Origin of the sequence: Marivirga tractuosa DSM 4126 (assembly GCF_000183425.1) — a bacterium.
GTDB classification, from domain to species: domain Bacteria; phylum Bacteroidota; class Bacteroidia; order Cytophagales; family Cyclobacteriaceae; genus Marivirga; species Marivirga tractuosa.
Window position 1 is genome coordinate 2095885 of record NC_014759.1, and the last position, 12868, is coordinate 2108752.

Genomic DNA, 12868 nt, shown 5'->3' on the forward strand with positions numbered 1-12868 from the left:
GATATGAAAAGAATATTTACCGCCTTTATGGCATTTTTTACTATTGCAGCAACTGCTCAAGAGTATAAAAACCAGGGCAAATTTGAGCAATTGGATTACATGTTGAGGTCACCGAATGTTTACAGGACAGCTTCAGGTGCCCCAGGACACATGTATTGGCAACAAAAAGCCGATTACAAAATTGATGTAACCTTGGATGAAGGAAAGAATCAGATCATAGGTTCTGAAACCATCACTTACACCAACAATTCACCAGATCAATTGACTTATTTATGGGTACAGCTGGATCAGAATATGCGTGCAAAAAACAGTATGACCTATGATGTGTCTGAAACAAGTGTTCCAGACAGAGCAAGCGAAGGACAAATTGACCGCATGATGGGATACCCTGATTATGATGGTGGACACAAAATTCAAAAATTAGTGGATGCGGATGGAAATGATATGCAATACACCATCAACAACACCATGATGAGAATTGATTTGGATGAGCCTTTAAAAGCAGGTGAAGAAATTTCGTTCTCTATTGATTGGTATTATAACATTAACGACAGAGCTAGAATGGGCGGTCGTGGTGGATTTGACCATTTTGAAGAGGATGATAACACAGTTTACACTATCACACAATGGTTCCCTAGAATGGCGGTTTACAATGATTTCGAAGGATGGCAAAACAAGCAATTCATCGGAAGTGGTGAGTTTGCATTGCCTTTCGGAGATTATGAGGTGAATATCACCGTTCCAGAAGATCATATAGTAGCTTCAACTGGTGAATTACAGAATGCTGATGCAGTATTAACTGCTGATCAATTAGAAAGATGGGAGAAATCTAAAACAGCGGATGATCCTGTTTTGATCGTCACTAAAAAAGAAGCTGAAAAAGCAGAGAAAAGTAAAGCTAAAGGCACTAAAACCTGGACGTATCATGCAGAAAACGTTCGTGACTTTGCATTTGGTTCTTCTCGTAAATTTATTTGGGATGCAATGGGCGTTGACATTGAAGGCAAAACCGTAATGGCCATGTCTTATTACCCTAAAGAAGCTTGGGGATTATGGGATAAATATTCTACTAGAGTAGTTGCTCACACATTGGAAGTTTATTCTAGAATGACTATTCCTTATCCATATCCGGTAGCTATTTCAGTTGAAGCGGCAAATGGAATGGAATATCCGATGATTTGCTTCAACTACGGAAGACCGGCTCCAGATGGCACTTATTCAGCCAGAACTAAATACGGAATGATTGGCGTAATCATTCATGAAGTGGGGCACAACTTCTTCCCGATGATTGTAAACTCCGATGAGCGTCAATGGACTTGGATGGACGAAGGATTGAACAGCTTTGTACAGTTTGTTGCAGAACAGGAATGGGAACCTAATTATCCAAGTAGAAGAGGTCCAGCCGGAAATATTGTCTCTTACATGAAAGGAGACAAAGATAATATCCGTCCGATAATGACTAATTCAGAAAATATTATTCAGTTTGGAAATAATGCTTACGGGAAACCTGCGACAGCACTCAATATTTTAAGAGAAACTGTAATGGGCAGAGACCTTTTTGATAAAGCATTCAAAACTTTCTCTGAAAGATGGGCATTCAAACACCCTACACCAACTGACTTTTTCCGCACTATGGAAGATGCATCAGCAGTTGATTTAGATTGGTTCTGGAGAGGTTGGTTCTATTCAGTTGATCATGTGGATATTGCAATTAAAGATGTGGAATGGTACAAATTGGATTCTAAAAATCCTGATGTAGAAAACAAAATCAAAAAGGAAAGAGCAGAAGAAGAAAGCTATCATGTCACTCCCGATAAAAATAAGGAAGAAGGCATTAAAACAGTAGTAGAAAAGCATCCTGAATTGAAAGATTTCTACAACAGTTATGACCCTTTTGAAGTGGATAGCGATGATAGAAAAGCTTATAAATCATTCAGAGCTTCATTGTCTCCAAAAGAAGAGGAATTACTAGATGGAGGATATAATTTCTATGAAGTAAAATATGAAAACAAAGGTGGATTAGTAATGCCAATCATTGTGGAAGTTACCTATAAAGACGGAAGCAAAGAAACCTTAAAATATCCTGCTGAAATCTGGAGAAAGCGAGAAAACACCGCTACCAAGGTGATTATTTCTCAAAAGGAAATCGTTCAATTTCAGGTGGATCCTAAAAGAGAAACGGCTGATGTAGATGAAGAAAACAACTACTGGCCGCCAAGAAGCATTCCTAACAAATTTGAATTATATCAAAGAAGGAATTCTACGCCAAGAGGTCAATCGCCAGCTGACAATGAAATGAGCAGAAATAAATAAAGTAGTTTAACTACAAATACTATTTTAACCACAAAAGAGTCAACAGAAAACAAATGTTAGTTTTAATTGATTCTTTTGTGGTTTTTTATTCAAAATAAAAATTGATCAAGTTTAATATCCTTTGTGCCCGCATATGCAGACAGGTGCTTAGTGGATTTCTTAGAGAGACTCGTATTTTTATGTCATAAAAATAAATATAGCGTGCTTATGTCCGACATTTGAAATGTCGGACATTAATCAATTGGATTATCACAAAATATCTCGAATTTTCTAACGGTGTGAATAAAGTGTCCCACATAGGCTAATTTTATCAATAAGTCATACTGTTTGAGACCAGAAAAAGAACAATACAAAATTGGTTGGTTAAGTAGAATGTCTGACATGGGCTACCCCTCATTGTGAAGCTTTTAGGTTAACTTTGAGGTTCTTAGTGGTTAAAGAAACCAGCTTTTAGGCTGTAGAAAGACAAAGGCAGGGAACCACCCCTGCCTTTTTTGTTAACCTAAACTAAACTATTCCCTATTTAACAAGAAATATCTTATGCTTTCAACCACGCTTTGGCATCCTCCAAGTTGTTGAAATATTGAAAATTCAATTTTCCTTTTTGTTTATCTAAAATATTTTTAGCAGCAAATTTTCTAAATACATCCTTTGAAACTACTACCGCGATCTTCTCTACTTCCTGAGCTGCTTTAGGTATCAGGTTTTCTGAAACCCACTTTTGATCATCTAATGACAATACTCCAGCGTCAGTATTATTTTGCAGCCAATTTTTAATATGTGGTTGCTGACACAAATCATAATTTGATAACATTGCAGCACGGTATTCTTCACTTTTTAAACTACCGTGAAAGGTAATCATGGCTGCTTGAACATCAGTTTGTTCCTTAATGGTTACTTTCTCTGCTTGAGATACTACAGTTGACATATTTTTATATTATTTTATACAATGCAAAAGTAGCAGGCTGATTTAAAAGTGTTTTATTTAGCTAATTCATAAAGTTACAGAGGTAGTTCTTTAGAATATTTTCAATTATTTCAAGTGATGAATTTTGAGTTTAAAAATACTACTTGTACGGATAAAGAGAAATAGACTATTTTATTTCAAAATATCACCTTATTTCGATTTTTTATTCTGAAATTTGAATATAATTGAGATGTAATAAAATTATATATTGATTTAAATTACTTGAAAAAACATAATTAATGAAGAAATACAGCCCTCAACAGCTTGCATTACGCAATGGACAGGACAAGGAAGAAATCTGGATCGCTTATAAGGGAATTATATATGATGTAACCAATTCAAAGCTATGGAAAAATGGCACGCATTACGAACATTGGTCTGGACAAGATCTAACTGAGGAGTTAAAAGATGCCCCACACACGGAAATGGTGTTCGAAAGATTAAATATAATAGGAGAATTAATCCAATGAATCAGTCGGATTGACAGACTTATTGATACTTTCCTCTATTTTATCATCTGTCTCTTTTTCATTTCCCTCCTCTTTATTAAAGGAAATCAAAACAAAAGGGATCAAAAAGAATGTGAATATAATATAAGCAAAACCAGCAATCCTAAACTTCATAGCCAAACGCCCGAAGGACTTAGCCATTTGAACCGGAATATTTCTTATAATTGGAAAAGGGAGAAAGATCAACACTCCTATCAAATTAAAAAACAAGTGCACCAAGGCAATGCTTACTGCAGCTTCTGACTTAAATAGGGCTGCAACTAGTGCAGTAATGGTAGTCCCGATATTTGCCCCCAAAATAAAAGTAAAACTTTGTTTTAAGCTGATCTTTCGAGTAGCTACAAAAGGAACGATTACCGAGGTGGTTACCGAGCTGCTTTGAACACCAGCCGTAAAAACTATACCCCAGAAAAAGGATCTGTAAGGACTGCCGAAGAAATATTTTTGTAAAAATTCCCGTGAACCACCTGTAATGGATTTATATAATGTTCTAGATAAAAATTTAACTGTTACAGCCAATAATACGAAGGAAGAAATAGCAAGAACAACAGGATAAGGTACTAATTCACCAATAAACAACACTATCGGTTTAGTAAAAAGGAAATATCTGAATTCCGAATTCTGCGCAACATAATCAGCCCCCAAAATAAAATTAGAGGCCGAAGAGGATAGATGTGTTAATAATCCATACTTATACTCCAACGGAAATAGTATAGCAACAACCAGTATATTGAAGAAGTCATGGACTACACCTGCCCCAATAGCTTTTCTGAATTCATCTCTATTTGTAATGAAACTTAATGAAACCAAAGTACTGGTTAGCGTAGTTCCAATATTTGCACCCATAATCATAGGGATTGCATCAGAGAACTCAATAGAGCCAGAGGCCACTATTGCTACAATCATGGAAGTACTAGTGCTGCTGCTTTGGATGATGGCTGTAATCAAGAGCCCAATAAAAAGACTTATAAAAGGATTTGCTGTAAGGTTTATAATAGAATTAGCTATATCCTTATTCAATAATCGGAATGAATAACCTATAAAATCTATTGCCAACAAAAATAGAAAAATGTTGAATGCAATCAGTATCAGCCTTTTTAAGGTTGATTGCCATTTCTGCTCACTATTTAAAACTGGATTGCTAATGATTTGATATTTTTACGATTATTAAAATGCAAAATTAACTGCAAAATTCTTAGTAATAGCAATTGCAAAGTAAAGCAATTGTTAAGAATTAAATATTACCTCAGTTAACTTAAACTTAATATTATTTCTGCCCTGCAGCATAAAATTTTAAGTATTAGGAATATGATTAACATTGAAGTAATATTGTTAACAATTTTTTAACTCAATGTTTCACTAAGATTAATTAGCTTTGTGCTTGAAACATAATTTTGCTAAAAAAGCAGTATTGAATCACATTTTTTATGGCTAAAAAACCATTCCTTAAGTATAACAGAAGCACGGTTTCTGAAGTAACTTATAAAACCTTTGAAATAGCAAAGAAGGAAAAAGCTTTCATTACCATGATTGCTATTTTTACTTTTGTTTGCGGACTCATCACACCATATCCTCAAATTGCCATGTGGGTTGGTTTTGGTTTGGCGGCCTATTCTGCCATTGCCAATGATAGTATTCAGACCATTGGAACATTTATAGCTTCGAACAGTAAAAAGCCCTGGTGGATTTTATGGCTATTTATGGGGTTGATTTTCCTTGCAACAGTAGGTTATAGTTGGGTGGTTTTTGATGGAGACGTAAGTAGTCAAAGGCTATTGACAAAAGGATTTGACAAAGCACCTACTTCATTTAGCTTTTTACAACTGGCCGCACCAATTTTACTATTAGTATTAACTCGCTTTAGAATGCCGGTTTCTACTACCTTTTTACTTCTAAGTGCCTTTTCAACTCAAGCATCATCAATAGGTGCAATGCTAGGAAAAAGTTTAACTGGTTATTTGTTGGCATTTGTTACGGCCATATTTGTTTGGTTTATCGTTTCAAAATTTGTCTCAAAGTATTTCAAAAGTAAAAAACCAGCCAAATTCTGGACACCAGTACAGTGGATCATCAGTGGAGCTTTATGGTCCGTTTGGGTGTCTCAAGATGCAGCAAACATTGCCGTATTCCTTCCCAGAAGTCTTAATATTTACGAATTTATAGGTTTTGCTGGTTTTATATTTATTGGCATGGGGCTTCTATTTTTTCTTAAAGGAGATAAAATACAAAGTATTGTAAATGAAAAAGCAGGAGTAACCGATGTTAGGGCAGCCACTATAGTAGATTTCGTTTATGCAATCCTCCTTTATTATTTCAAAGTTATAAGTACTGTTCCAATTAGTACAACCTGGGTTTTCATAGGACTACTAGGCGGTAGAGAAGTAGCCATTGCCATCAGTAAAAAGCGCTATAAAAAGAGAATAAAAAATATTAGAAGAGCTAGTAAAATTGTTGGTAGAGATTTCCTTTACGCTACAATCGGATTAGTTTTATCTGTACTTCTAGCCATTGGGGTAAACAAAAAATTCCAGGATCAGATTGTGAACGAAATCATGAATTTCTTTTAGGAGAATTTAAAAAAGCCTGTCTTCAATAGTTGAATTCGGGCTTTTTATTGATTTAAAGACTAAAATCATAAGATCAAATTAGGGAATATTAATAAACGCCTGTACAAAACCCGTTTGCCATACTAGGCTATGAAATACTTAAAGTAGTAACTTAGACCTTCTTCTCAAACTGCCCCCTATATAAATTGCAAAACATAAGAAAAATTAACTCCAGTCAATGCACAAAAAAATATCTTTAGATGCAAGCTGTGAAAAGCAATCATAAATTACGTATTATTTAGCAATCTTCTATCTAAAAGGTATTGAGCAAACACTTCACTTATTAACATGATTCATGCTTAGCTTAGTGTTATTAATCCTCCTGACTTTTCAAGTTAATTCATAACTTAAAAAAGGCGTTGCGAACCACTTTTCAGAAAAATACAAAAGTTGATTTCCCCTTTCCATTTTTTATTTTTAATTCATCTTGATTTGAATTTAAGGCTAAGCATTTAAATGAATAATATACCGCAACTTGTTGTAATGGGCGTTCAATTACCCTTATGCTATCAATACTAAAATCAAAGTCTTCAGCTGTAATTTGTTGATCGAAAGAAAATGAACTGTATCCAAGCTTTGCTTCGTTCGTAGCTTGATCAGTTAAATAGTACCCTATTTTAACATTGTGTAAATTAGAAGCTGGCTGTACAGCTTGACTATAAACAAATTCACTTCTATCAAAAAAATCTATAAAGTCAGAAAAATTTGAGTACCTAGGAAAAGTTGCGGTTAATTTATCATTTGATTCTAAAGTCCCAAATGTCACGAAAATATTTATGTCATTATTGGTTTGTGTAGATTTATAACCTATTTGCATATCTATATAAGTAGAATCTACATTTTGTCCATTCGTATTTGCGGAATTTGATTTCCCAGAAACATCTGTTGTTACTAAAAATTCTTCACCAAAATCACCGAGGATATAATCATCATAAGACTGCAAAGTATCTAAAGCGACTGCATAATAATTATTGACAATAGGTTTAACATCTTCTGGTTCATTACCACAAGAGGTGAAAAATATTAGTAGCGATGTTAAAAATAGTATGTTTTTCATTGGTTCAATAGTTTTTTTAAGCTGGTTGATAAAGCCGGTATAAAATCCGTTTATTATAAATGGCTATGAAATACTGAAAGTAGTGATTTATGTATTCTCCGCAAACTAAACTAATTGATTAGTTGCAAACGATTAGGATAATTAAGCACTATACTTACCAAAGCAATATCTTTGCTGTCGAGCCATGAAAAGCAAGGATAAAATATGAGTGATTTAGCAAAGGGGCTGCAAAGTGGAAAGCGAATGGGTTATATATGAAATTAGGTGTTTTTTATTCTACTTCTCAGTTTTTGGACTGCTGGGTGATCTGAATAAAATAGAAAAAACTCTGTATAACCAATAAAAACTATTCGTTTCCCAAATTCACACTTTTCTTCAAGAGTAATGAAAATAATCCTTGGAAACATTATTATATGTGATACACTTTTCATATTTGAAAGTGGAATCTTAGCCGATTTGAAAAAATTGTCCGCATAGAGATATTGATTATCCATGTAAAGATTTTTAGTCCGGATAAAGAAAAAATACAGAACTGATATGAGAAGAAAAACAGCAAAAAGTGTAGGTAATAATTCTAACTCATTTTCTCTTATTTCCTTAATCACAAAAGTTAAAAATCCCCCGATTAAAATTAAAGGAAATACAAATTTCCAAAACAAAGTCAATGTGGTAGATAGTCTGATCATCTTTATGCAACGCCACTGTATAAAATTCGTGGCTGATTAAAAGTATAAAAATTTGCGTTAACTACCGAGGCAATCCGCAGGATTGGCTTATTAAATTAAGTCTCACCAATAAGTCAATCCTGCGGATTGCCGGACTATCTACGAAGAGCAGAAGGAACAATAACCTACTAACAGCCATGATTTATGACAGAATGTTAGGCTTAGTTATTAATCTACAAAAGTTTCCTTTATTATGCTTTTAACTTCTTTTATCTCTGGTTTTGACAGCCGATCGAGAGTTTTTATAATTCTTTGCTTATCAACAGTTCTGATCTGATCGAGCACAATCCAACCCATTTTGTTATCGTGTTTTACTTCTACTCGTGTGGGATAATTTTTTGAGCTCGTTGTCATGGGAGCAATCACGATCGTCCTTAGGTATTTATTCATCTCGTTTGGAGAAATCACAACGCAAGGTCTAGTTTTTTGGATTTCACTGCCGATTGTAGGATTTAAATTGACTAAAACGATTTCGTACTGATTTATTTCCATTCGTTTAGGTTTTCATCCTCGAACACATCGTTAAATAGTAAACTGTCATCCTTATTGTCAGACATTTCCTTAAATGCCTTTTCCCACCCTTTTCGAGGTTTTGAAAGAGGCTTTATGATGATTTGGCCTTTTTCTAGAATCAGATCAACCTTATCTTTAATATTATATTTCTCTAAAATAGTCTTACTAAATCTTATTCCTTTAGAATTTCCTATCTGTACAACCGAAACTTCCATAATTCCTCTTTAATTAATGTAATTACAAAGTTACTACTTTCTGCTGGAAATAAGAAGATGAAGGTGAATTATTTTTAGGATTACAAGATTCGAATGGAGCAGAAATTAAGTCTAACGTTAGGTATAAGAAACGTAGGGCTATGCAAAATTTATAAAAGGATGGTGAAGTTGCATTCCACCTTACAAATTATCAAATAACCACAAAGCCCTATGTTTTCTTATATGGTGTTAGGCACTTTTATCTTTTTCTTCAAAATATTGCCATCCCACTAATTACTATCCATTTGTTTTCTTAATAAAATAATTTGAAATATAGACTAATAATGGTGTGGTTATCAACAAAGTTATGACTGTAATCCATTTAAAATTTTTGATAAAAGAGCCTTCTAGAATAAATGGAGAGTAAACTCCAATGAAAACAAGAACCATCAGCGAAAAAGCTATTATCCAATTATTCATTCTGGTCTTTTTTATCAAAAAAATGTGAAGAAGAGTTAAAGAAAAATAAACCCAATAAAAAGTAAGGAACATAAGAAAAGGATTCATCCAATTTATGCCGTTTCTATCTATAAAACTAGTATAAAATACACCGAACAAATAGTGACATAAAAAAATTATTAAACTACTAAAAAAGGCTACTTTAAGATTTTTCATGATCATTTTTTTTAATTACAGCCTAAGTCTGAAACTGATTTAGTTCCATTTAAAACAGCTTCTAATTCTTCTATATCAATTCTTTCTATTGATGATTCACCCACAGTTGCTGTACCTCCATTCTCAGTATCATTAATAAAATTTTTCAAGTTATTTTGCAAGCTTGACCAAATTTCTTCACCTCCTTCAAAAGCTCCTGCTGTATTCGGTAGTTCAGAAACTAATTCATCAAATGATTCAGCCACTCTGTCAACTCCCGCTGTATAAAATGTGTATGTGCCATCAGGATTTGCTGTTAATCCAAATTGACGATTACCACTTACCGGATGACTGTGGTCTTGAGAAGTATAAATAGTAGAAAATATCCATGACTGATTTTGCTGATCTGTGCAAAGTACAGAGCCGTCTTGTTGGCCGGGGAATATACCAAATAAGGAAACTGCAATATCAAACCTCATCACAGTGCCTAAGTAATTAGTGCTATTCCACCTTTGAGCCTCTGTCTGATTGTAAGGCCCAAAGCTTGTATTGTCATTAAAGCAGATGTCCGCAAAGTTTTCTCTTATGTAATTGAAGAACTCCCGTCCTGTAAATGTTTCACCAGTTGCTGGATTTTCTGGTAATTGAGTAATTTCTACTGGAAAATAATCCATATTTACTATTGCACCAGATGCATCTTCAATATACTGCATTTCAATATCATAGCTTTCTTGGTTTAACTGCTGAACTCTGTCTTTTACAGCTTGATTAGGTTTATGTTCGGCAAGATCTTTCCAAGCCTGACTCAATTCTTCGCATGGTATATCAATTAAAGCGAAGGGGTCTTCTTCTAAAATTGATTTAAGAATCGCAGTTCTTACCTCAACTTCATCAACACATACTCCATCAATTCTTACTTCTCCATCACCGCACTCTGGCAATGGTGTTGGTCCGTTAAGGGGAGGCTCTAATCCAATAAGGTCATCTTCTGCTTCTCCTGGGTCTGAAGGACTGCCACCATCATCGTCTGGTGAACTGGGATCTCCAGAACTACCTCCTCCTGGACTAGTACCTCCACCTGTCTCGGTATCTGGAAATGGGGTGCCCCAATCTGATCCGTCACTATCACCCCCACCTTCATCGCAATCTCCCGAGGTAATTTCAATGACATAGACTTCCTCTGCATCATCGCAGGGACGACCAAGATTTGAATTCCAACAATCATATTCTACAATAACTTCAACATCTTCTACGCAGTCTTGACTGGAGGATCTTCGATTGAATTGATTGCCGAAAGAATATCTTAATAATGGCTCTCCCGATAAATTGTATTTATTTACTTCTTGAAGAGCGTTAGTTGGACTGCTATCTGTATCGGTTTGATATTCATATTTAAATAGAGCGGCATAAAACCCATCAGATTTTTCTTTCAACACTAAATTAAGAAAGTTATTTTCATCTTGTTGCGCTATGGAAAAGGTATAATTGGAATAGTTACCATTACCTTTTTGAACAATTTGAAGTACTCGACTTTGATCTACCATGTCCCAACTGAATTGAAAGGGAAAGTTGGTTCTATGGTTAGGTCGGTTCATAAACTCTTTTGCCTGCATAAAGGCTTCATTTAGTTTTTCTGAATCTTCTAGCCTAATATAGCCATTTTTTGCCACTTCAGCAGGTAAATCAGCTTCCACATTATTCTCTTGGCAAGAGAATATAAAAGCCAAAAAGAAAATTAGGCCTAGTGAAGCAAGTTTGTAGAGTTTAAGAATATTGATTGACTTGTAAACACAGCTGTGTTTGGGGAAATTTGGTTTCATATTTTTTATTTAAATGGTTTTGTGGCAATTGTGCCTAACAATTAAATATAGTCACCCCCCAGGTGACTATATATCTATTATGTCAGTCTAAACTTAATGATAATTATAATGGAAGCAAAAGCTGTACAAATTGACCTAAAGCAACAATTCTATCATTAACCGTAAAATTAAACGTATAATTCTACGCTAGAAATCAACCTAGTCTCTTATGATTATTTGCTTTCCAACTCTTTAATTGCCAGCCAAGCCATTAATCCCATTCCAGTTTCCAACGCAAGTGGATCAATATCAAAAGTTGGGGTATGTACAGAGGAGTTGATTCCTTTCGCTTCGTTTCGAACTCCTAATCGATAAAAGCAGGCATCGGTAGCCTGAGAAAAGTAGGCAAAGTCTTCAGCAGCCATCCACAAATCCAAGTCCTCCACATTTTCCTCTCCTAAAAATTCTATGGCATTGGCTTTGGCTCTTTCGGTCAATTCGGGCTCATTCACCAAAAATGGATAGCCTTTTCTGATTTCGAATTCGCATTTAGCACCCATGCTTTCTGCCATTCCCTCTGCCATTTTTCTCATCTTCTTTTGAGCAGAAGCTCTCCATTCCTCATCCATGGTGCGGAAAGTACCTTCTAAATAGACCTCATTCGGAATTACATTGGTAGCTCCCTCGGCAATTACTTTCCCAAAAGATAATACAGATGGGATTTTAGGACTGGCATGTCGGCTTACAATTTGCTGCAAAGCGACTAAGATATGGGCTGTGATAATGACAGGATCAACATTCAATTCTGGCATAGCACCATGACCGCCTTTTCCAATGACTTTCATGTATAATTCATCCGTGCTGGCCATATACATGCCGCTTCGGAATCCTACTTTACCAGCATCTATTAAAGGCATTACATGCTGACCTATGATATTATTCACATCAGGTTTTGTCAAAACGCCTTCCTTAATCATTTTAGATGCGCCACCCGGAACTCTTTCCTCTCCTGGTTGAAAAATCACCTTGATCGTGCCTTCGAAATGTTCTTTTAATTGATTTAAGATTTTTACTGTGCCCAGCATGGAAGAGGTATGGACATCATGCCCACAAGCGTGCATGACCCCCACATTCTGGCTTTTATAAGGAACCTCATTTTGCTCTGTAATAGGAAGGGCGTCAATATCAGCTCTAAGCGCAGTTACTTTTTTATCTGGATTTTTCCCTTTGATTAAAACCACGGTGCCGGTATCTGCCACTCCTGTTTGATGCTCAATTCCCCATTCTGTTAAGGTTTTACTGATGAATTTAGCGGTTTCAAACTCTTCGAATGAGAGTTCTGGATTGCGGTGCAGATGTTCTCGTAATCCTTTAATTTCTTCGAACTGTGACTTTGCCAGTGATTGAATCTCTGATTTTAAATCCATTTTATGTTTTGATTTTAAGTCTTTGGCTAGTAGTCTTTATTGAATAATTGGCGACAAAGAATCATTTGCAGTCCTATTATCCAGCGCCAGAGGCGCTAGTAATC

At 35.2% G+C, this 12868-nt stretch carries 10 protein-coding genes; 3 read left to right on the forward strand and 7 right to left on the reverse strand.

All coding sequences use genetic code 11. From position 1 onward, the window contains the following. The first annotated feature begins 3 nt into the window (after positions 1 to 3). Positions 4 to 2313, forward strand: coding sequence for a M1 family metallopeptidase (locus FTRAC_RS08770; RefSeq protein ID WP_013453880.1), 2310 nt, complete (start codon positions 4 to 6; stop codon positions 2311 to 2313). Positions 2314 to 2851: 538 nt separating this feature from the next. Here FTRAC_RS08770 and FTRAC_RS08775 read toward each other — a convergent pair. Beyond that, the gene (locus FTRAC_RS08775; RefSeq protein WP_013453881.1) at positions 2852 to 3241 is read right to left on the reverse strand and encodes an STAS/SEC14 domain-containing protein; all 390 of its coding nucleotides are present in this window, start codon (positions 3239 to 3241) and stop codon (positions 2852 to 2854) included. Positions 3242 to 3519: 278 nt separating this feature from the next. Between FTRAC_RS08775 and FTRAC_RS08780 the strand changes: the two genes are divergently transcribed. Then, positions 3520 to 3750, forward strand: a complete 231-nt coding sequence (locus tag FTRAC_RS08780; protein WP_013453882.1) for a cytochrome b5 domain-containing protein — start codon at positions 3520 to 3522, stop codon at positions 3748 to 3750. Here the strand turns inward: FTRAC_RS08780 and FTRAC_RS08785 are convergent. Next, on the reverse strand, positions 3739 to 4938 hold the full coding sequence (locus FTRAC_RS08785) for a Na/Pi symporter (RefSeq protein WP_316928291.1): 1200 nt from the start codon (positions 4936 to 4938) through the stop codon (positions 3739 to 3741). The genes FTRAC_RS08780 and FTRAC_RS08785 overlap by 12 nt on opposite strands. Before the next feature lie 278 nt (positions 4939 to 5216). Between FTRAC_RS08785 and FTRAC_RS08790 the strand changes: the two genes are divergently transcribed. Beyond that, positions 5217 to 6356 carry a hypothetical protein gene (locus FTRAC_RS08790; RefSeq protein WP_013453884.1) on the forward strand — a complete coding sequence of 380 codons (1140 nt, stop codon included), beginning with the start codon at positions 5217 to 5219 and terminating at the stop codon, positions 6354 to 6356. A 412-nt stretch (positions 6357 to 6768) separates the two neighbouring features. Here the strand turns inward: FTRAC_RS08790 and FTRAC_RS08795 are convergent, their stop codons facing one another. The 5 genes from FTRAC_RS08795 to FTRAC_RS08825 form a co-directional block, all read right to left on the reverse strand. Beyond that, positions 6769 to 7452 carry a hypothetical protein gene (locus FTRAC_RS08795; protein ID WP_013453885.1) on the reverse strand — a complete coding sequence of 228 codons (684 nt, stop codon included), beginning with the start codon at positions 7450 to 7452 and terminating at the stop codon, positions 6769 to 6771. An 893-nt stretch (positions 7453 to 8345) separates the two neighbouring features. Beyond that, complete coding sequence (locus tag FTRAC_RS08805) at positions 8346 to 8669, reverse strand: type II toxin-antitoxin system PemK/MazF family toxin (protein ID WP_013453887.1); 324 nt, start codon at positions 8667 to 8669, stop codon at positions 8346 to 8348. Next, the gene (locus FTRAC_RS08810) at positions 8660 to 8905 is read right to left on the reverse strand and encodes an AbrB/MazE/SpoVT family DNA-binding domain-containing protein (protein ID WP_013453888.1); all 246 of its coding nucleotides are present in this window, start codon (positions 8903 to 8905) and stop codon (positions 8660 to 8662) included. Before FTRAC_RS08810 ends, FTRAC_RS08805 begins: the two co-directional genes overlap by 10 nt. Before the next feature lie 665 nt (positions 8906 to 9570). Further along, positions 9571 to 11358, reverse strand: a complete 1788-nt coding sequence (locus tag FTRAC_RS08820; protein WP_013453890.1) for a hypothetical protein — start codon at positions 11356 to 11358, stop codon at positions 9571 to 9573. Positions 11359 to 11570: 212 nt separating this feature from the next. Next, a complete protein-coding gene (locus FTRAC_RS08825) occupies positions 11571 to 12764 on the reverse strand; it encodes a M20 metallopeptidase family protein (RefSeq protein ID WP_013453891.1) in 1194 nt (397 codons plus the stop codon). Between the last annotated feature and the right edge of the window lie 104 nt (positions 12765 to 12868).

What these genes read in the sequence shown, in the direction of transcription:
- FTRAC_RS08770 (WP_013453880.1), top strand. Translation starts at nt 4, where the DNA reads ATGAAAAGAATATTTACCGCCTTTATGGCATTTTTTACTATTGCAGCA.
- FTRAC_RS08775 (WP_013453881.1), bottom strand. Translation starts at nt 3,241, where the DNA reads ATGTCAACTGTAGTATCTCAAGCAGAGAAAGTAACCATTAAGGAACAA.
- FTRAC_RS08780 (WP_013453882.1), top strand. Translation starts at nt 3,520, where the DNA reads ATGAAGAAATACAGCCCTCAACAGCTTGCATTACGCAATGGACAGGAC.
- FTRAC_RS08790 (WP_013453884.1), top strand. Translation starts at nt 5,217, where the DNA reads ATGGCTAAAAAACCATTCCTTAAGTATAACAGAAGCACGGTTTCTGAA.
- FTRAC_RS08795 (WP_013453885.1), bottom strand. Translation starts at nt 7,452, where the DNA reads ATGAAAAACATACTATTTTTAACATCGCTACTAATATTTTTCACCTCT.
- FTRAC_RS08805 (WP_013453887.1), bottom strand. Translation starts at nt 8,669, where the DNA reads ATGGAAATAAATCAGTACGAAATCGTTTTAGTCAATTTAAATCCTACA.
- FTRAC_RS08810 (WP_013453888.1), bottom strand. Translation starts at nt 8,905, where the DNA reads ATGGAAGTTTCGGTTGTACAGATAGGAAATTCTAAAGGAATAAGATTT.
- FTRAC_RS08820 (WP_013453890.1), bottom strand. Translation starts at nt 11,358, where the DNA reads ATGAAACCAAATTTCCCCAAACACAGCTGTGTTTACAAGTCAATCAAT.
- FTRAC_RS08825 (WP_013453891.1), bottom strand. Translation starts at nt 12,764, where the DNA reads ATGGATTTAAAATCAGAGATTCAATCACTGGCAAAGTCACAGTTCGAA.